The 17,948-nt window shown below is 69.7% G+C and carries 17 protein-coding genes and 1 tRNA gene; 10 read left to right on the forward strand and 8 right to left on the reverse strand.

Annotated features, from left to right (window positions below; all coding sequences use genetic code 11):
- Window positions 1-42: 42 nt before the first annotated feature.
- Window positions 43-765 carry a Crp/Fnr family transcriptional regulator gene (locus ACFY3V_RS07260; protein WP_362896881.1) on the forward strand — a complete coding sequence of 241 codons (723 nt, stop codon included), beginning with the start codon at window positions 43-45 and terminating at the stop codon, window positions 763-765.
- A 130-nt stretch (window positions 766-895) separates the two neighbouring features.
- On the opposite strand, the gene ACFY3V_RS07265 is transcribed toward ACFY3V_RS07260, so the two are convergent.
- From ACFY3V_RS07265 to ACFY3V_RS07280, 4 genes are all read right to left on the reverse strand, one after another.
- The gene (locus tag ACFY3V_RS07265) at window positions 896-1,693 is read right to left on the reverse strand and encodes an MBL fold metallo-hydrolase (RefSeq protein ID WP_350942480.1); all 798 of its coding nucleotides are present in this window, start codon (window positions 1,691-1,693) and stop codon (window positions 896-898) included.
- A complete protein-coding gene (locus ACFY3V_RS07270; protein WP_362896882.1) occupies window positions 1,690-2,526 on the reverse strand; it encodes an NUDIX hydrolase in 837 nt (278 codons plus the stop codon). The genes ACFY3V_RS07265 and ACFY3V_RS07270 overlap by 4 nt, the downstream gene beginning before the upstream one ends.
- A 354-nt stretch (window positions 2,527-2,880) precedes the next feature.
- Window positions 2,881-3,339, reverse strand: coding sequence for a RidA family protein (locus ACFY3V_RS07275; RefSeq protein WP_350942478.1), 459 nt, complete (start codon window positions 3,337-3,339; stop codon window positions 2,881-2,883).
- Window positions 3,336-3,491 carry a DUF4177 domain-containing protein gene (locus ACFY3V_RS07280; protein WP_012887236.1) on the reverse strand — a complete coding sequence of 52 codons (156 nt, stop codon included), beginning with the start codon at window positions 3,489-3,491 and terminating at the stop codon, window positions 3,336-3,338. Before ACFY3V_RS07280 ends, ACFY3V_RS07275 begins: the two co-directional genes overlap by 4 nt.
- A 402-nt stretch (window positions 3,492-3,893) precedes the next feature.
- On the opposite strand from ACFY3V_RS07280, the gene ACFY3V_RS07285 reads away from it, so the two are divergent.
- Both ACFY3V_RS07285 and ACFY3V_RS07290 read left to right on the forward strand, forming a co-directional pair.
- Window positions 3,894-4,898, forward strand: a complete 1,005-nt coding sequence (locus ACFY3V_RS07285) for an ArsA-related P-loop ATPase (protein ID WP_362896883.1) — start codon at window positions 3,894-3,896, stop codon at window positions 4,896-4,898.
- Entirely contained in the window at window positions 4,895-6,022 is a 1,128-nt protein-coding gene (locus tag ACFY3V_RS07290; protein ID WP_362896884.1) for an ArsA family ATPase, read from the forward strand. The genes ACFY3V_RS07285 and ACFY3V_RS07290 overlap by 4 nt, the downstream gene beginning before the upstream one ends.
- 189 nt (window positions 6,023-6,211) lie before the next feature.
- Here ACFY3V_RS07290 and ACFY3V_RS07295 read toward each other — a convergent pair whose 3' ends face one another.
- Window positions 6,212-6,508, reverse strand: a complete 297-nt coding sequence (locus ACFY3V_RS07295) for a WhiB family transcriptional regulator (RefSeq protein WP_012887233.1) — start codon at window positions 6,506-6,508, stop codon at window positions 6,212-6,214.
- 266 nt (window positions 6,509-6,774) lie between these two features.
- Between ACFY3V_RS07295 and ACFY3V_RS07300 the strand changes: the two genes are divergently transcribed.
- Window positions 6,775-9,060, forward strand: a complete 2,286-nt coding sequence (locus ACFY3V_RS07300; protein WP_389770879.1) for a transglycosylase domain-containing protein — start codon at window positions 6,775-6,777, stop codon at window positions 9,058-9,060.
- A 227-nt stretch (window positions 9,061-9,287) separates the two neighbouring features.
- Here the strand turns inward: ACFY3V_RS07300 and ACFY3V_RS07305 are convergent, their stop codons facing one another.
- A complete protein-coding gene (locus tag ACFY3V_RS07305; RefSeq protein WP_350942474.1) occupies window positions 9,288-9,746 on the reverse strand; it encodes a GatB/YqeY domain-containing protein in 459 nt (152 codons plus the stop codon).
- Between the two features lie 80 nt (window positions 9,747-9,826).
- On the opposite strand from ACFY3V_RS07305, the gene ACFY3V_RS07310 reads away from it, so the two are divergent.
- A complete protein-coding gene (locus ACFY3V_RS07310) occupies window positions 9,827-10,750 on the forward strand; it encodes a metallophosphoesterase (RefSeq protein ID WP_350942472.1) in 924 nt (307 codons plus the stop codon).
- Window positions 10,751-10,785: 35 nt separating this feature from the next.
- Window positions 10,786-10,859: transfer RNA gene (locus tag ACFY3V_RS07315), tRNA-Pro, on the forward strand.
- Window positions 10,860-11,183: 324 nt separating this feature from the next.
- Here the strand turns inward: ACFY3V_RS07315 and ACFY3V_RS07320 are convergent.
- Complete coding sequence (locus ACFY3V_RS07320; RefSeq protein ID WP_362903783.1) at window positions 11,184-11,690, reverse strand: SRPBCC family protein; 507 nt, start codon at window positions 11,688-11,690, stop codon at window positions 11,184-11,186.
- Window positions 11,691-11,705: 15 nt separating this feature from the next.
- Window positions 11,706-13,277, reverse strand: coding sequence for an aldehyde dehydrogenase family protein (locus ACFY3V_RS07325; RefSeq protein ID WP_389770885.1), 1,572 nt, complete (start codon window positions 13,275-13,277; stop codon window positions 11,706-11,708).
- A 396-nt stretch (window positions 13,278-13,673) separates the two neighbouring features.
- Here ACFY3V_RS07325 and modA point away from each other — a divergent pair, with 396 nt between their 5' ends.
- The 4 genes from modA (at window position 13,674) to ACFY3V_RS07345 (ending at window position 17,928) form a co-directional block, all read left to right on the forward strand.
- Complete coding sequence (gene modA, locus ACFY3V_RS07330; protein ID WP_389770888.1) at window positions 13,674-14,465, forward strand: molybdate ABC transporter substrate-binding protein; 792 nt, start codon at window positions 13,674-13,676, stop codon at window positions 14,463-14,465.
- Between the two features lie 286 nt (window positions 14,466-14,751).
- On the forward strand, window positions 14,752-15,210 hold the full coding sequence (locus ACFY3V_RS07335) for a hypothetical protein (RefSeq protein ID WP_389770891.1): 459 nt from the start codon (window positions 14,752-14,754) through the stop codon (window positions 15,208-15,210).
- 136 nt (window positions 15,211-15,346) lie between these two features.
- Window positions 15,347-16,654, forward strand: a complete 1,308-nt coding sequence (locus tag ACFY3V_RS07340; RefSeq protein ID WP_389770894.1) for a PLP-dependent cysteine synthase family protein — start codon at window positions 15,347-15,349, stop codon at window positions 16,652-16,654.
- Window positions 16,651-17,928: an MFS transporter gene (locus tag ACFY3V_RS07345; RefSeq protein WP_362903793.1), complete on the forward strand. Its 1,278-nt coding sequence runs from the start codon at window positions 16,651-16,653 to the stop codon at window positions 17,926-17,928. The genes ACFY3V_RS07340 and ACFY3V_RS07345 overlap by 4 nt, the downstream gene beginning before the upstream one ends.
- Window positions 17,929-17,948: the final 20 nt, after the last annotated feature.

The raw sequence follows: 17,948 nt of genomic DNA on the forward strand, positions 1-17,948 counted from the left end.
GACAGCCTACGCTCAAGGCCCTCTGGAGAGTGGCGCGGCGGGATGGGTCACAATGACTGCGTGAGCCGTGAAACAGGAGGCACTGTGAACTCCGACGACGTGCTGGGCAAGGCCCCTCTGTTCGCCGCGCTCGACCGTGAGAGCGCCGCCGCGCTGCGCACGAGCATCTCGGAGGTGGAGCTGCCCAAGGGACAGACCCTCTTCAGCGAGAACGAGACCGGAGACCGCCTCTACGTGGTACTCGAAGGCAAGATCAAACTCTCCCGCACCTCGCCGGACGGCCGGGAGAACCTGCTCAGCGTGCTCGGCCCGGGCGAGATGTTCGGCGAGCTGTCCCTGTTCGACCCCCGTCCCCGTACGGCGTCGGCCACCGCGCTGACCGACGTCCGCCTGGCCGGGCTCGGACACGACGACCTGCGGCCCTGGCTGACCGGCCGCCCCGAGGTCGCCCTCCACCTGCTGCGCGCCCTCGCCCAGCGCCTGCGCCGTACGAACGACGTGCTGGCCGACCTGGTCTTCACCGACGTGCCGGGCCGGGTGGCCAAGGCCCTGCTCGACCTGGCCGACCGCTTCGGCCAGCGGATCGACGACGGCGTACGGGTCCACCACGACCTCACCCAGGAGGAGCTCGCCCAGCTGGTCGGCGCCTCGCGGGAGACCGTGAACAAGGCGCTGGCCGACTTCGCCCAGCGAGGCTGGCTGCGCATCGAGGCCAAGGCCGTGGTCATCATGGACCTGGAGCGGCTGCACAACCGCTCGCGCTGACCCGGCGGAGACAGGAAGTGCGCGCGGAGGGTGGTTCGCCGGAAAAAGGACCGTTCCGAACGGGGTCCCCCAACGGAGCGGACCGCCCTCCGAGGCCGGTCCGACCGTCTCCGACCGTCGAGGACCGTCTCTAGTCGTCGAGGTAGGCGAGCTGCGCGCGGACCGACATCTCGGCGTAGGGCCGGAGCGCCCTGTCCACGTCCGCGTAGACCATCTCGACGATCTCCGAGGGCGTCGTCGCGCCCCGCCGCCGCGCCTCCCGGATCTGGTCCAGTCTCCGCCGCCGGTGCGCGATGTAGCCGTCGAGGGCGCCGATCGGGTCGGGTAGCACCGGACCGTGGCCGGGCAGCAGCGCCTCGGCCCCGACCCCCTCGGCCTTCGCCCGCAGCAGGTCGAGGGAGCGCAGGTAGTCGGCCAGGTCGCCGTCCGAGGCGATCACGGTGGTACCCCGGCCGAGCACCGTGTCGCCGGTGAGGATCGCCCGGTCCTGTGGCAGCCAGAAGCAGAGCGAGTCGAACGAGTGGCCGGGGGTGCCCACGACGTGAACCTCCAGGTCCCCGGCCGTGAGCACGTCTCCGTCGCCGAGCCCCTCCTCGCCCAGCCGGTGCGCGGGGTCCAGCGCCCTGACGGGCGCGCCGACCAGGCCGGCGAACGTCGCGGCGCCGCCGCTGTGGTCGTGGTGGCCGTGGGTGAGCAGGATCGCGGCGACCCGGCGGCCCGCCAGGTGCCCGGCGACCCGCGAAAGGTGCTCGTGGTCGTCCGGTCCCGGGTCGACGACGAACACCTCCTCCGCGCCCGTGGGAAGGCCGATCACCCAGGTGTTCGTACCGTCCAGGGTCATCTCGGAGGGGTTGGGGGCGAGGAGGTTGAACGCGTGGTCCGTGCCGGCGCCGTCGGGCCCCTCCAGGGGGATCCGCAACCCGCTCATCGCGCACCGAACCGGTAGTCGTCGTCGAGCACGATGCGCATCTCCCCGTCCACCTCGGCGATCTCCGGCATGAACGTCACGATCTCACGCTCGGCCGCGAGCACCTCGGGCACCCTCTCGTAGGCGCTCAACTCGGTGAGCGTGCGGTGCGTCGGGGGCATCAGGAAGATCTGGCCGGTCTCGCCCTGGCCGAGCGCGTCGGCGGGCCGTACCCAGGCGACCTGGTCGGCCTCGCCGCCGACGTCGCGGGTGAGCTGGCCCGGCGGTAGCGCCGCGACGAAGAACCGTGTGTCGAAGCGCCTGACCTCGACCTCGGGGGTGATCCAGTGCGTCCAGGGACGGAGCAGGTCGGCGCGGAGGACCAGGCCGCGCCTGTCGAGGAAGTCGGCGAAGGAGAGGGTCTTGCCGATCAGGGCGAGCCGGTCGGCCTCCCAGTCGTCGCCGGTGGTGTCGGACACGACGGACTCCGCGGACGGTCCGGCGAGCAGCACCCCCGACTCCTCAAACGTCTCCCGTACGGCGGCGCACACCAGGCCCCTCGCGGTCCGCTCGTCCGCGCGGAAGATCTCGCCCCAGGCGGCGGGCGGGGGACCGGCCCAGGCGATCACCTGGTCGGTGTCGCGCGGGTCGACCGACCCGCCGGGGAACACGTAGGCCCCGGCGGCGAAGGCCATGCTCGCCCTGCGCCGCAACAGGTAGACCTCCAGCCCGCCGGCGTCCTCGCGGAGGACGACCACGGTGGCGGCGTCCCTGGCCGGGACGGGGGCCACCCGCCCGGCCAGAATGTCGCGTGCACGTTCGCCCAGCTCACCGGGGAGCGGGATACCGCCCATTTGACACCCTCCACCAGAACATCACTCGGTTTCAGGTCCATCATGTGGCACGGCCGCCGCCCCGGACAACCGCGGCACCATTCAGACAATCATGGTTCCATCCGGCTAAACCCAGATAAAAACAGCTTTGCTACGACAGATGCAGCCTCATCCGGATAAAAAACGGCATGCGGCGGGCTGTCACCGGCCCGCGGAGCCGCCCCGCCCGGCGGGCGCACCCACACGGCTCCGACGGGCCCTCACCGCGCCCGTACGGCCCCGCCGAGCCTCATCCATCCTGAGACCTCAGCCGCCGCCGGCGAAGCCCACCGGGTCGTCAGGGGCCCTTCTCGACTCCGGACCCCCTGACGACCTTCAGCGAACCTCGGCGATCACCTCGACCTCGACCGGCGCGTCCAGCGGGAGGACGGCGACGCCGACCGCGCTGCGGGCATGCCTGCCCGCGTCGCCGAGCACCGCGGCGAACAGGTCGCTCGCGCCGTTGACGACCTGCGGCTGCCCGGTGAAGTCAGGGGCGCTGGCCACGAAGCCGACCACCTTGACGATCCGCACGATGTTCGACAATCCCCCGGCCGCCGACGCGACCGCGGCGAGGGCGTTGAGCGCGCACACCCTCGCGAGCGCGTAGGCGTCCTCGACGTCCACCTCGGCGCCGACCTTCCCGGTCGCCATCAGCTTGCCGTCCACGATCGGGAGCTGCCCCGAGGTGTGGACGTGGCCGCCGGAACGTACCGCCGGGACGTACGCCGCCAGCGGCGGCACCACCTCCGGCAGGATCAGGCCGAGTTCGGCCAGTCTCTCCTCGCCTGTCACTGCTTGGGCCGCTTCAGGTAGGCGACCAGCTGCTCGGGGTTGGGGCCGGGCACGACCTGGACGAGCTCCCAGCCGTCCTGCCCCCAGTTGTCGAGAATCTGCTTCGTCGCGTGAACCAGCAGCGGCACCGTCGAGTACTCCCATTTCGTCATGCGGGACACATTAGCGAGACCGCTCGCGGCGAACGGCCCACCGCGCCCTCTCGGGCGTCTCGCCTCCCTCACCCGTCCCCGGGCGGGCCCGGACCGACGATCAGGACGGTCCCCCCGGGAAGCTGTGAGAATCTGCATATTTACTTTCCGCATCCGATCGATTAGCGAGACGGCGGCGTACGGTTCACCGGGCCGCGCGCCGGGTCCGGCTCCGACGCCCGCGACCCACTTCACCCCGACAACCAGCGGAAAACGGTCGCACGCCCGCTCGGCGGCGGCACTCCCGAGCGGGTGGCCATCCGGGCCGGTCCGCCCTCCTCGGGTGGGGAACGGTGCGGGTGCGCGGCCTCCGGAGGAAGGCGCCGAGGAGTTGTCAAGTACCGGTTGGGTAGCCTTCGAAGGGTGAGAGCTCGCGACACCGATTGGGACGGCGTACGCCTTCACGTCGTCACAGGCAAGGGCGGGACCGGCAAGACCACGGTCGCCGCCGCACTCGCGCTCGCCCTCGCGGCGGGTGGTGGAAAGGTCCTGCTGGTCGAGGTCGAGGGCCGCCAGGGGATCTCCCGGGTCTTCGACCTGCCACCGCTGCCGTACGAGGAGCGCAAGATCGCCGTTGCGCCCGACGGCGGGGACGTCTACGCGCTGGCCGTCGACGCCGAGGAGGCCATGCTCGAATATCTCGAGCTGTTCTACGGCATGCGCAGGGCGGGCAGGGCGCTCAGCAAGATCGGCATCGTCGACTTCGCCACCACCATCGCCCCCGGCTTCCGCGACGTCCTGGTCACCGGCAAGACGAGCGAGGCCGTCCGGCGCAAGGGCAAGAACGGCAGGAGGGTCTACGACGCGGTCGTGCTGGACGCGCCGCCGACGGGCAGGATCGCGCGCTTCCTCAACGTCACCAACGAGGTCGCGGGGCTGGCGAGGGTCGGCCCGATCAAGAACCACGCCGACCTGGTGAACGGCGTCGTGTCCTCCCCGGAGACCGCCGTGCACTTCGTCACGCTCCTGGAGGAGATGCCGGTCCAGGAGACCCTGGACGGCCTGCGCGAGCTCCGCGCCGCCGGGCTTCCGCCCGGTGGGATCTTCGTCAACATGAACCGCGAGTCGCTGCTCCCCGCCCCGGTCCTGGAGGCCGCCGCCGAGGGCAGGTTCGACCCGAGCGAGCTGGCACTCGGCCTCAAGGCCGCGGGGCTCACCGACGGCGGCTCCGCCGCGGTCACGGTGGCCGAGGCCCTGAGCGAGGAGATCGCCGAGCACGCCCACCGCACCGAGCTGGAGCGGCAGGAGAGACTGGCGCTGGACGAGGCCGCCCGCCCTCGCTACGACCTGCCGCTGCTGGCCGACGGGGTGGATCTGGCCGGGCTGTACGAGCTGGCGGAAGCGATCCGCAACCAGGGAGCAGCGTGAAGACCCCCCCGTTCCTCGACCTCGACGCGATCATCGACGACCCGAACACCCGCATCGTCGTCTGCTGTGGCTCCGGCGGTGTCGGGAAGACCACCACCGCCGCGGCGCTGGGACTGCGCGCGGCCGAGCGGGGTCGTTCCGCCGTGGTGCTCACGGTCGACCCCGCGCGGCGGCTCGCGCAGTCGATGGGGCTCACCGAACTCGACAACACCCCCAGGCCCGTCACGGACATCGAGGGGGAGGGCCGTCTGCACGCCATGATGCTCGACATGAAGCGGACCTTCGACGAGATCATCGAGGCGCACGCCGACCCCGAGCGAGCCCGTCAGATCCTGACGAACCCCTTCTACCAGTCCCTGTCGTCCAGCTTCTCCGGCACGCAGGAGTACATGGCGATGGAGAAGCTGGGCCAGCTCAGGCGGTCGGACGACTGGGATCTGATCATCGTCGACACCCCGCCGTCCCGCTCCGCCCTCGACTTCCTCGACGCCCCCGAGCGGCTCGGCCGCTTCCTCGACGGCAAGCTCATCCGGCTACTCATGCTTCCCGCCAAGGCCGGGGGACGCAGCGCGTTCAAGCTGTTCAACGCCGGTTTCGGCATCGTCGCCGGGGCGTTGACCAAGTTGCTGGGCGCGCAGGTGCTCAAGGACCTGCAGACGTTCGTGTCCGCGCTGGACGCCGTCTTCGGCGGTTTCAGGGCTCGGGCGGAGCAGACCTACCGGCTTCTGCAGGCTCCGGGAACGGCGTTCGTCGTCGTCGCCTCGCCCGAGCGCGACGCGATGCGCGAGGCGTCCTACTTCGTGGAGAGGCTCGCCGAGGAGCGCATGCCCCTCGCGGGTCTCGTGGTCAACCGGGTGCACCGCTCACCCGCCTCCATGCTGTCCGGGGCGCGGAGCACCGCCGCCGCCGAGGACCTGGAGTCGCGCGGCGAGCACGAGCTCACCTCGGCCGTGCTGCGGTTGCACGCCGGACGAATGCAGCTGGCCGCCCGCGAGCAGCGCGAGGAGGAGCACTTCGTCTCCGCCCATCCCACGGTGCCCGTCGCGCGGGTCCCCGCGATGGCGCAGGACGTGCACGACCTGGAAGGACTGCGCGAGGTGGGTCGGCTTCTAGCCGCCCGCTAGGGGACGCCCGGACGCCGACCGATCGGCCGGTGCGGCCCGGCCGCCCGCCGGGAGGAGCCTCCCTCCGGCCTCCGGGAGCAGAAAACGAGTCAGGGAGCGCGCCCGGCGGCACACTCCCTGACCTTCATACAATCGTTATACGCATGTACGGCCGACGCCCGGCGCCGGCCGTACGGGATCGGCGCGAACTCAGCCGGCGATCAGCTCGTTAGTCCGCTCGTACTCCTCTTTGGCCAACTCCAGCAGGTCCCGCCAGGAGTCGACATCCGGTCGCCGACGCAACAGCGCTCGGCGTTCGCGCTCGGTCATCCCGCCCCACACCCCGAACTCGATGCGATTGTCCAACGCATCGGCGAGGCACTCGGTCCGGACCGGGCATCCTCGGCAGATCAGCTTCGCTCGGTTCTGGGCAGCGCCCTGAACGAACAATGCGTCAGGATCCGCACCCTTACAGGCCGCACGGGAGGTCCAATCCGTGATCCACATTCGACCCCACTCCCCTTTAGGTGGTCAGTCGTGACTTGGGCCGACGGGCGCGGGCGTCAGGCCTCGGTATTCAATTGCTGCAGAAAGAGAACGTACGCAACCAGACGTTCGGGCCGACAGACCCCGGCGGGACCAAATTCTCACATGGTCATCCACGGCCATCTGGCCGGGAATGACTAGTCACCTGCCCGAGATACAGGACAAAGCCAAACTAAGATGGCGTTCCGTTACCGTATGGGTCATCTGCCCGACGTACTCTGGGACTCGTGCAAGCTCAAGGCAAAGACCAGCGGTCTGTGATCGGCGCGGTCGGTAACGTGGTGAAGCTGCTCGGCGCGGCGACTGTCACGGGTGTGCTGGTCGCCGCCGTGGCGCTTCCGACGGTGGGGGGCGCGGGGCTGACGGTGAACGCGGCGGCGGACGAGCTACGCCTTCTCCCCGAAGAGCTCCAGGAGCCCCCGCTCGCGGAGAAGACCACCCTGCTCGACGCCAACGGCAAGCAGTTCGCCCAGTTCTACTTCGAGAACCGCGAGTCGGTGAAGCTGGACGCGGTCGCCGACGTCATGAAGACGGCGATCGTGGCGATCGAGGACTTCCGGTTCTACGAGCACGGGGCGATCGACCTGGAGGGCACCTTCCGCGCGGCCGTGAAGAACGTCTCCGGCGGCGGGGTCGTCCAGGGCGGCTCCTCCATCACGCAGCAGTACGTCAAGCTCGTGCTGGTCAACGCCGCGGAGAGCAAGGAGGAGCAGGAGGCCGCGATCGCTCCCACGCTCTCCAGGAAGCTCAACGAGCTGCGCTACGCGCTGGCCATCGAGGAGAAGTACACCAAGTCGGAGATCCTTGAGCGCTACCTGAACATCTCCTACTACGGCGCGGGCGCCTACGGCATCCAGGCCGCGTCCAAGCGCTTCTTCAACAAGCCCGCCTCGAAGCTCACCCTGTGGGAGGCGGCCACCCTCGCCGGAGCCGTGCAGAACCCGAGCGTGACCGATCCCAACGCGGGCAAGGCCTCCCGCGACCGGCTGCTGGTTCGGCGCAACACCGTGCTGAACCGGATGGCCGAGCTCGGCAAGATCACGCCGCAGGAGGCGGAGGAGGCCAAGAAGAAGAAGCTCGGCTACAAGAACATCGAGGCCCCCGGCGGCTGCGAGGAGAGCCCCTACCCGTACTTCTGCCTCTACGTGCGGCATGAGATCGCCACGAACGAGGACTTCGGCAAGACCCGCAAGCAGCGCGAGAGGCTGCTGCAGCGAGGCGGCCTCGTCATCAAGACGACGCTCGACCCGAAGGCGCAGAAGGCCGCGGAGAAGGCGATCAAGCAGTACGTCAAGACCAGCGACAAGCCGGTCGCCTCGCAGGCGATGATCGTCCCCGGCACCGGCGCCGTGAAGGCGATGGCCGCCAGCCGCAAGTTCGGCAGGAACAAGAAGAAGAACGAGATCAGCTACAACCTCGTCGGCGACAGGACGCACGGCGGCGGAGCGGGCTTCCAGGCGGGCTCCACGTTCAAGCCCTTCACCCTGCTGACCGCCCTGGACCAGGGCATGAAGCTGAACGACGGCTTCGGCACCGGTTCCGGCTACAAGGCCCCCAGCAGGAGCGCGTTCCGCGACTGCAAGGGCAACGTGGTCGGCGACACGAACCACGAGGTCAAGAACTCCAGCGAGGGCGGCGGCGGCTTCAAGACCCTGACCACCGGCACCCTGGGCTCGGTGAACACCTTCTTCATGCGCCTGTCGCAGGAGGTCGGCCTCTGCGACACGGTCAAGATGGCCAAGAACCTGGGCATCAAGCGTGCCGACGGCGAGCCACTGAAGGAGTTCGAGACCTTCACCCTCGGCATCAACGAGATGGACCCGGTGACGGTCTCCGCCGCCTACGCGACGATCGCCGCCCGCGGCACCTACTGCACCCCGATGGTGATCACCGAGAGCACCGACCGCGACGGCAAGAAGACCTCCTACAAGCCCAAGTGCAAGCAGGTCCTCGACGAGGAGGTCGCCGACGCGGCCACCCACATCATGTCCGGGGTCTTCACCAAGGGCACGATGACCGAGGTCGGCGGCATCGGCCGGCCGGCGGCGGGCAAGACCGGCACCACCGACGCCTACACCGCCGCCTGGTTCGCCGGGTTCACCCCCGACCTCGCCTCCGCGGTCAGCCTCGGCGACCCGCGCGGCGCCTTCAAGCACGACCTGACCGGCGTGACCATCGGCGGGCGCTACTACAGCTACGTGTACGGCGCCTCGATCTCCGGGCGGATCTGGAAGAACTCCATGCTCGGCGCGCTCAAGGGGGTCGAGGCGACCCCCTTCACCCCGGTGAACATGTCGCGCTTCGGCGGCTGTTCCGCCGGCCGGTGCGAGCCCAAGCCTCCGCCGAAGCGCGACGGTGACGGCCCCGGAGACGGCCCCGGAGACCGCCGGGGTGACAACCGAGGCGACAACGGCAACGGCCCGTTCAGGCCGGGCGGCGACGGCCGGGAGGTCAACGGAGGTGACCCGTTCGGTCCGTTCGGCGGCGCCCCGGTCGCCCCGGTCGTCCCGTAGTAACGCCCTCGAAGCCCCGCCGTCCCGTTAGGCGGCCTCAAAACCGTCGGAGCCCTGCTCGCCGGACCTCTCGGAGGTCCGGCGAGCAGGGCTCTCGCCGCGTGGGCCCCGCATCGGGGCCCACACCCCTCGATCGGGGCGAACCGGTTGTCGCCGGTGCGGCCCCGCACCCGGATCAGCCGGGCAGCCGCGGTGGCAGGGCCGCTCAGCTCCGCCGGATCGTCAGGTCAGGACGCGGCCAGGCGAGCCCGTACGGCCTGCGCGACGCGACCGCCCTCGGCGCGTCCGGCGACCTTCGGGTTCACGATCTTCATGACCTGCCCCATGGCCTGCGGCCCGGTGGCGCCGCTCTCGGCGACGGCCTCGTCCACGAGCCCGGCGAGCTCCTCGTCGGACAACTGCGCGGGCAGGTACGCCTCAAGCACGGCCTGCTCGTCGACCTCGGCCTGGGCCTGCTCCACCCGGCCGGCACCGCTGAACGCCTCGGCCGCCTCGCGGCGCTTCTTCGCCTCCTTGGCCAGCACCTTGACGATCTCGTCGTCACTGAGCTCGCGTGCCGTCTTGCCCGAGACCTCCTCGACGTTCACGGCCGCGAGGGCCATGCGAATCGTGCGGGTGCGGATCTCGTCCCTGCTCTTCATGGAGGCCGTGAGATCGGCCTTCAGCTTGTCCTTCAATGCGCTCATGATGTCCATCTTGCCGCCTCACCAGCCCCGCCGTATCCCGAGTTTCCGTTCGAGGGCTCGATCTCGGGCATGATGAGAAGGTGAGGAAAGCAGCCGCGGTGCCCCTGTCCCTGTTCGGCGTCGGCCTGGCCGGCCTCGCGTACGCCTCGGTCGTCGAGCGCAACGCGTTCCGGCTGCGCCGCTTCGACGTGCCCGTTCTGGAGCCGGGACAGCGGCCGGTGCGCATCCTCCACCTGTCCGACCTGCACCTCACCCCCGGCAGGCGGAGGCTGATCGAGTGGGTGCGCTCGCTCGGCGCCCTCAACCCCGACCTGGTGGTCAACACCGGCGACTCCATCGCGCACCCCGACGCGGTCGCGCCTCTCATGCACGCCCTGGAGCCCCTGCTGTCACGCCCGGGCCTGTTCGTCTACGGCTCCAACGACATGTACGAGCCGCGGCCGAAGAACCCGGCGCGCTACCTCTGGCGCACCTCCAAGGCCGACTACGGGCAGAAGATCCCCAACCTCCCCTGGGAGGAGCTGGGCGCCGCGATGGCCGCCGAGGGCTGGCTGGACGTGAACAACACCACCGCCCGCCTCAAGGTCGGCGATCTCGACGTGGCGGTGGGCGGCATCCACGACTCCCACATCAACCTCGACCGCTACGACCTGATCGCCGGCCCCGCCCCGGCGGCGGCCGACCTGCGCCTGGGCGTGATGCACTCGCCGGAGCCCCGCAACATGACCCGTTTCGCCGCCGACGGCTACCAGCTGCTGCTCGCCGGGCACACCCACGGCGGTCAGCTCTGCGTCCCCTTCTACGGCGCGCTGGTCACCAACTGTGGCATCGACCGGGCCCGGGTCAAGGGCATGAGCCGCCACGACTCCGCCTACCTGCACGTCTCCGCCGGTCTCGGCACCAGCCCCTACGCCCCGGCGCGTTTCTCCTGCTATCCCGAGGCGAGCCTCCTCACCCTGGTGCCCCGTCGCCGTGGCGACGCAAGCACCCACGAAGTCCGCTAGACTTTCCCAAGCACGAGCAAGTCCGGACGTGCGACCGGGGTGTGGCGCAGCTTGGTAGCGCGCTTCGTTCGGGACGAAGAGGCCGCAGGTTCAAATCCTGTCACCCCGACGTTGAATGTCCCGAAGTGAGAGCCTGGTCACCAGAAATGGTGACCAGGCTTTTTGCTTGTGAACCCCGGTCGGGTCGCGAAAGCGAGTGACCATCTGGCGAAATTTCCCCTATTCGCCTATTTCATCCATCAATGACCGCTTTATCGATCAGTTCCCGCTGATCTCCGGGCCCGACGGGTGCCCCCGCCTTCGTCGCCCCACCGATGACGGTGCTTCGGAACACCGGCGTGGCGACGAACGCGAAGGCCCGTCCCCGGGCCGAAGCGTTCGGGGCTCCAGGGATTCGGGACTCCGGAGATTCGGGGATCCGGGACTCCGGAGGTCACCGAACCGCGTCGTCCGTGATCCCTTCCGGTACGAAGCCCTCCGGCAGGTCCCGCAGGTGGTGACCGCCGGCCGTGACACGCACCGGGCCTCCGACGGCGAACATGATCTGGTGGGCACTGCGGATCAGCACCCGCCCGACGGCCGAGTCGATCGCCCCCGCGAAGTGGGGAACGCTCGTGCTGTAGTTCACGTCGAACACGACCTCGCAGCCCTCGGGCAGGTCCGTGCTCGTCCACACCCCCCTGAGGTGCTGGAAATCCCCGCTGACCTGCTCGAACTCGATGCGGTACGGCTGCGAGCCGTCTCCGGACCCCCGGCTGCGCTGCACCCACCGCGCCGTACCGCCGCGGAAGGCCAGCACCCACTGGCGGAGCCCGTCGCCGGTGTCGGAGACGGAGACGATGTCACGGGCGTACGCGGGGAATGTCGCCTCGTCGCCGAGCCGTTCGATCACCTCGGCCGCCGTCGCCGGCACCGTGGCCTTCAGAATGCGAGATGTCATGACGCATGCTCCTTCTCAGTCCGCCGGGCGGATGACGCTGACGCCCTGCAGGCGGGTGGTGCGCAGCATGGGGTGGCTCGCCTCTCCGAAGGCACCGCCGGTGAGACCGGGCCCGCCCTGGTTGGGCAGGAAGGGCAGGAAGCCACTGTGCGAATCATTGATCTTCAGGTTGCCGCCGTTGACGATCCCCTCCAGGAACCGCTCGATCGTCGAGGTCCCGGTCGACCAGACGGAGTTACGCAGGCCGTACGCGTTGGTGTTCACGAAGGCCAGCACCTCCTCCAGGAGAGCCTCGTCATCCGTCCCGGCGTCGGGGACGATGATCGGCAGAAGCGGGAAGAAGGTCTCGTCGCGGACCACCGAGAGCGATCTGGCGTTGCCGAGCCCGTCGACACGGACGATGCTCGGCTCGACGAAGAACCCCGTCTCGGACGGTGATCCGTCCACTTCAAGGCGGCGGCCACCGTGGACGAGCTTCGCACCTTTGGAAAGGGCCTCCCCCAGGCAGCCGAAGAACCAGTCGACCCCCAGAACCGGGGTGAGCACCACACCGGCCTCGTCCGGGTATCCCGGCTGGATCCTCCGGGTGGCCACGACCAGCCGCTCGATGATCTCGTCCGCGATCGCCGGATGGACGACCACCTGGTTGGGCACGTTGCAGATCTGTCCGGAGTTCATGAAGAACTGGGTGAGGGTCTCCACCGTGGCGTCCAGGTCGGCGTCGTGCCACACCACGCAGCAGTCGTTGCCCGCGAGCTCCAGGATCGGCTTCTTACCCGCGGCGATGCACTCGCCCTCGAACTCGAGCCCCTTCTTGCTGCCCCCGAAATAGAGGATGTCGTCGACGTGCTCGCTCGCCATCCAGGCGTCGAGCATCGGCGGCCCGCAGAGGGCGTTGATCGTTCCCGGCGGGGCTCCCGCCTCTTCGAGCACCGGCGCCACGATCTCCCGCATCGCGTACATGCAGCTGAGAGCGACCCCTCGCGGTGCGCGTACCACCACGGTGTTGCCCGCGATGAGGGAGGTGAGGCCGTTCAGCGCGTTGACCGCCGCGGCGTTCTGGGGTGGGTTGATGCAGACGACCCCGTCCGGAACGCGACGCAGGATCATCTCACGGTCGCCGTCCCAACGGCGGAACTCCATCTGCTCGGCGCACCATTCGAGGGTCTCCCGGCTCCAGCTGGTGTACGGGAGCCCGCCGATCATGCCTTGGGCCGCGGAGCGCGGCGTGCCCTCGGCGACGAGGATCTCGACGAGGGGGTCGAGGTGCTCAAGAATTCTTTTCGCGATGCGGCGTCCGATCTCGATTCGCTCGCCGAGCGGAACGCGTCTCCATTCCGGTGCGGCGGCGGCGGCCGATTCCAGGGCGAGGGTCGTCATGCTCTCGTCGGCGACGACGCACGCCCCCACGACACGTTCCCCCGCGGTGTGCGAATCGGTGACTCCCAGATCGAGATCACGCTTGAGCCCCAGGGTTGGGAAGGTGTCCTCGATAAGGGCCCGAGCGGCGAGCGTGTGAACAAGCTGGGCGTTCTCGCCGGTGACATCTCGGCCGCAGATGTAAGCGGGATATATCCCAAATTTCACATTTCCTCCTTCGCTCGATATGACCACGGCTGATATTCACGCTATGTGCGGCAATACCAGTGGAGCAATGGGAGTGTCATAAGGGCTTCTTATGAAGCCCAAGAGCCATTTCTTATCGAGTTCGGGCCGAACAGAGGCCGGACCGCTGTGCACCGAGCAGGGCGCCGCCCCCCAAGGGGGACGCAGGGCCCCTCCACTCGCCACCCCGCCGATCCGTCCGCCCCCGTCCGTCCGGTGCTGCTCCGACGACATGGACGACCCTCGCACATGCGATGGAGAAGTGGTCAATACCGCATGACTGCCAGGTGATTTAGCCATTAGAGCAGGAATATGCGAAGGTAGTGTGGTTGTTCACGATGTCTCGGCTCAGCACGGTGAGCCGGTAAGGAGCTCCCGTTGTTCAGGCGTCTTCCCCGGTGGGCCGTCGCGGTCCCCCTCGCCCTCACGCTGGCCTCCGTCCTGTCCGGCTGCGGCTCCGACGCCCCGGCCCCCACCACGGCCTCCTCCGGCGACGGGACCACGACGTTGACGGTGCTCGCCGCCGCGTCGCTGACCGGCACGTTCACCGAGCTGGGCAAGACCTTCGAGGCCGCGAACCCGGGCACCACGGTGCGCTTCAGCTTCGGCTCCAGCGCCACCCTGGCCCAGCAGATCGTCGCGGGCGCCCCGGCCGACGTCTTCGCCGCCGCCAGCCCGGCCACGATGAAGACCGTCACCGACGCCTCCCTGGCCACGACCCCGACCACCTTCGCGCGCAACGTCCTCCAGATCGCCGTCCCGGCCGACAACCCGGCCAAGGTCGACGACCTGGCCGACCTGGCCGACCCGAAGGTCAAGGTCGCCCTCTGCGCCGAACAGGTGCCCTGCGGCGCCGCCGCGGTCAAGGCCCTGGACGCGGCCGGCCTCAAGGTCACCCCCGTCACCCTGGAGCAGGACGTCAAGGCCACCCTCACCAAGGTCGAGCTCGGCGAGGTCGACGCCGCCCTCGTCTACAGGACCGACGTCATCGCCTCCGGCGGCAAGGTCCAGGGCATCGACTTCCCCGAGGCCGAAAAAGCGATCAACGACTACCCGATCGCGGCCCTGTCCGGCGCACCCGCCCCCGAGGCGGCGAAGCGCTTCGTCGACCTCGTACTGTCACAGCAGGGCAAGGACGTACTGACCAAGGCCGGCTTCCAAGCCCCCTGACCGCTGCCACGACACCCTCCGTGACGCGACGCCCCCGCGCCCATCCGCACACGAAACCATGCGCGGGACGCGCGTCCAGCGCCTCGCCCGCACCGTCGAGGACCTTCACCTCGATCCCGGCCATCGCGAGGTCGGCGAAGCGGATCCACCGAGATACCCCACATCGGCATCACCGGCCCCTCTGCCCCCATAACTACCCATCTAGCACCCTTTAGCGACATAAAGTAACCCCCCGGAGTCATGCGACCGCAGACGGTAATGTACGTTTGTGGTCATGATCGTGTCGATGCGGCGAGTCGCGCAGCGCGGAGGCGTCACCCTCGCGCTGGGACTGGCCGCGCTCGGCGCCGTCATATTGATGCATCTGGCACTGTGCGTCGTGGCCCCCGCGCACCGGGGGCACTTCCACGCCCCCGGCCATTGGTCACCGGCCGCCGCGACCACCACGATCACGGCCACCGCCGCGGGACCTGTCACCGCGATCGACGCGGAGGTGCCCACGGATCACGTACCGTGCCCGGCGCCACCACCCGCCGAGGAGGATCACCACCTGTGCGGGGCGGCGGCCGGAGCGCAGATCACCGGTACACGCGCCCCGGTGCCGACCGGCCCGGTCATCGGTGACCCGGTGGCCGTCGACGAGGCCCCGGCACCCCCGCCGTCGCCCGCGTGGCGCCGCGCGCGACCGGTCCGCCCGCCCCCGGGCGCGGTGTTACTCCTTCTCAAATCCGTTTCCCGTATATAGCCCGCCCCGCGGGCCCGCCGGTCAACGACTCCGCACTCCTCACGAGGCTCCTCGCGAGTTCCTCATGAGCGGTGGAGCCGTCGCTCAAGCGTGCCCAGAAGCGAGTTGATCACATCGCATCCAGGGGAAACGGATCATGACATACACACTTAATTCACCACAGGTAGCGGCCGAACGGCCGCAGATCGACACCGCCTCACTCGGCCGGCTGATCACCGGAGCCACCTGCCACACTCCCGAGCACGTGGTCGGCAACACCCCCGTGCTCTGGGTTCCCGAGATCGCCTCGGGGCTGGGGCACGGATTCTGGGCGAAGTTGGAGGGCGGCAATCCCGGTGGGATCAAGGACCGCTCCGCGCTCTACATCGTCGAGCGGGCGCGCGAGCGCGGCCTGCTGCGACCGGGAGCACCCATCGTGGAGTCCACCAGCGGGACCTTCGGGCTGGGCCTGGCGCTGGCCGGCATCGTGCACGGCCACCCGGTGACGCTGGTGACCGACCCGGGCATGGAACCGCTGATGCACCGGTTGCTGTCGGCCTACGGGGCCCGCGTCGTCGTCGTCACCGAACCGCATCCGGTGGGCGGCTGGCAGCAGGCCCGTCGGCAGCGCGTGCGGGAACTGCTCGGCGAGCACCCGGACGCCTACTGCCCCGACCAGTACACCAACCCCGACAACGTCGCCGCCTACGCGGGACTCGCCGTCGAGCTGGCCGGTCAGCTCGGGCGGATCGACGTCCTGGTGTGCAGTGTGGGCACCGGTGGTCACAGCGCCGGCGTTCATCGCGCGCTCCGGCGCTTCTATCCCGACCTGCGGCTCGTCGGCGTCGACACGATCGGCTCGACCATCTTCGGCCAGCCCACGCGCCCGCGGCTCATGCGCGGCCTGGGCAGCAGCATCCACCCGCGCAACGTGGCGTACGAGGCCTTCGGGGAGGTCCACTGGGTCGCGCCCGCGGAGGCGGTCTGGGCCTGCCGACGCCTGGCCTCGCTGCGGTACGCCACCGGCGGCTGGAGCGTCGGCGCGGTGGCCCTGGTGGCGTCCTGGCTCGCCCGCACGCTGCCCGGATACACCCGGATAGCGGCGATCTTCCCAGACGGTCCGCACCGCTACTTCGACACGGTCTTCAACGACGACTACTGCGCGGAACGCGGCCTGCTCGGCGCGCCCCCGATGACGGACCCCGACGAGATCGCCCATCCGGCCGAACGCGAGGTGACGCGCTGGACGCGATGCGCGACCGTACCCGACCCGGCCGGCTTCCCGAGAGACGGCGATGCCTTCCGGAAAGACGGCGACGTCTCCCTGGAAAAGGGGGTCGCCTTCCCCGAAGACGGTGCCGGCTTCCCAGGGGACGGCGTCGTGGAAACGTCGCCGGCCGCCGCGGAAGACGGCGCCCGCGCCGAAACCGCCGGGGAGACGACCGGGAAAGGTGGCCTCCGGTGAGAGGCACCGTCGCTCTGGCCCGCTCCTTCGACCGGCCGGTGAGACTGCTACTGATCAACCAGCTCACCATCAACACCGGCTTCTACATGCTGATGCCCTATCTGGCCGGTCACCTGTCGGGAACGCTGGCGCTGCCGGCCGCACTGGTCGGCCTGGTCCTGGGCATCCGCAACCTCAGCCAGCAGGGCATGTTCCTGGTGGGCGGCACACTCGCCGACAGGCTCGGCCACAAGCCTATGATCGTCGCGGGCTGCGGGCTGCGCACGGTCGCGTTCCTGCTGCTCGCCGTGGCCGACTCCCTGCCCGTGCTGGTGGTCGCCTCGGCCCTGACCGGGTTCGCCGGCGCGCTGTTCAACCCGGCCGTACGGGCCTACCTCGCCCGCGAGGCCGGAGCGCGCAAGGTCGAGGCGTTCGCCGTGTTCAACGCCTTCTCCCAGGTCGGCATCCTGATCGGACCGCTCGTCGGCCTGCTGCTCAACGCGGTGGCCTTCAGGCTCGTCTGCCTGGTCGCGGGCGTGATGTTCGCGGTCCTGACGGTCGCGCAGACGCGAGCCCTGCCCTCGGGAGCCGCTCCGGAGGGCGAGGAGGGGCGAGGCGTGCTGCCGGCCTGGCGCGAGGTGGTCGGTGACCGGCCGTTCCTGCTGTTCTCCCTGGCCATGATCGGCTCCTACGTGCTGAATTTCCAGATCTACCTGGGGCTGCCGCTGGAGATCCGCCGGGCCACGGGCGGTGAGCTGGGAATCACCCTCGTGTTCGCCGTCTCGGCGGTGATGACCCTGGCGGGCCAGGCCCGTCTCACCGCGTGGGCGACCCGGCGGTGGCGACCGCCGCAGGCCATCGCGTGGGGGCTGGTCCTGATGGGACTCGCCTTCGTCCCCCTCGCCCTGGCAGCACCCTGGGCGGGCACCGCCGTCGTGCCGCCCGGCGGAACCGCCCTGATGCTCGCGCTCGTCCCCGTCCTGGGGACCACGGTGCTGCTCAGCCTGGCCACCATGATCATCTATCCGTTCGAGATGGCGACCGTCGCCACCTTCGGAGGCCGGCACATGGTGGGGACGTACTACGGGCTCTACAGCACCCTGGCCGGCGTCGGTATCGCCGTGGGCAACCTGCTCACCGGGTCGGCCCTGGATCTGGGCACGCGGGTCGGCCTGCCGAGCCTGCCGTGGCTGGTCCTGGCACTGATCGGCCTCGGCTGCGCCACGGCCGTCGCCGTTCTGGATCGATCGGGGCGCCTGGCGACCCCGCCGAGGGCCGCTCCGGCGACGGCGTGAGGCGGCAAAGGACGGTCCGG

Source organism: Streptosporangium sp. NPDC000095 (assembly GCF_042899335.1).
Taxonomy (GTDB): Bacteria; Actinomycetota; Actinomycetes; order Streptosporangiales; family Streptosporangiaceae; genus Streptosporangium.

Excerpts from the sequence above, each read along its gene's own strand:
- ACFY3V_RS07320 (WP_362903783.1), bottom strand. The coding sequence starts at position 11,690 with ATGACATCTCGCATTCTGAAGGCCACGGTGCCGGCGACGGCGGCCGAG.
- ACFY3V_RS07340 (WP_389770894.1), top strand. The coding sequence starts at position 15,347 with ATGACATACACACTTAATTCACCACAGGTAGCGGCCGAACGGCCGCAG.
- ACFY3V_RS07305 (WP_350942474.1), bottom strand. The coding sequence starts at position 9,746 with ATGAGCGCATTGAAGGACAAGCTGAAGGCCGATCTCACGGCCTCCATG.
- ACFY3V_RS07295 (WP_012887233.1), bottom strand. The coding sequence starts at position 6,508 with ATGTGGATCACGGATTGGACCTCCCGTGCGGCCTGTAAGGGTGCGGAT.
- ACFY3V_RS07280 (WP_012887236.1), bottom strand. The coding sequence starts at position 3,491 with ATGACGAAATGGGAGTACTCGACGGTGCCGCTGCTGGTTCACGCGACG.
- ACFY3V_RS07265 (WP_350942480.1), bottom strand. The coding sequence starts at position 1,693 with ATGAGCGGGTTGCGGATCCCCCTGGAGGGGCCCGACGGCGCCGGCACG.
- ACFY3V_RS07270 (WP_362896882.1), bottom strand. The coding sequence starts at position 2,526 with ATGGGCGGTATCCCGCTCCCCGGTGAGCTGGGCGAACGTGCACGCGAC.
- ACFY3V_RS07335 (WP_389770891.1), top strand. The coding sequence starts at position 14,752 with ATGCGGCGAGTCGCGCAGCGCGGAGGCGTCACCCTCGCGCTGGGACTG.
- ACFY3V_RS07260 (WP_362896881.1), top strand. The coding sequence starts at position 43 with ATGGGTCACAATGACTGCGTGAGCCGTGAAACAGGAGGCACTGTGAAC.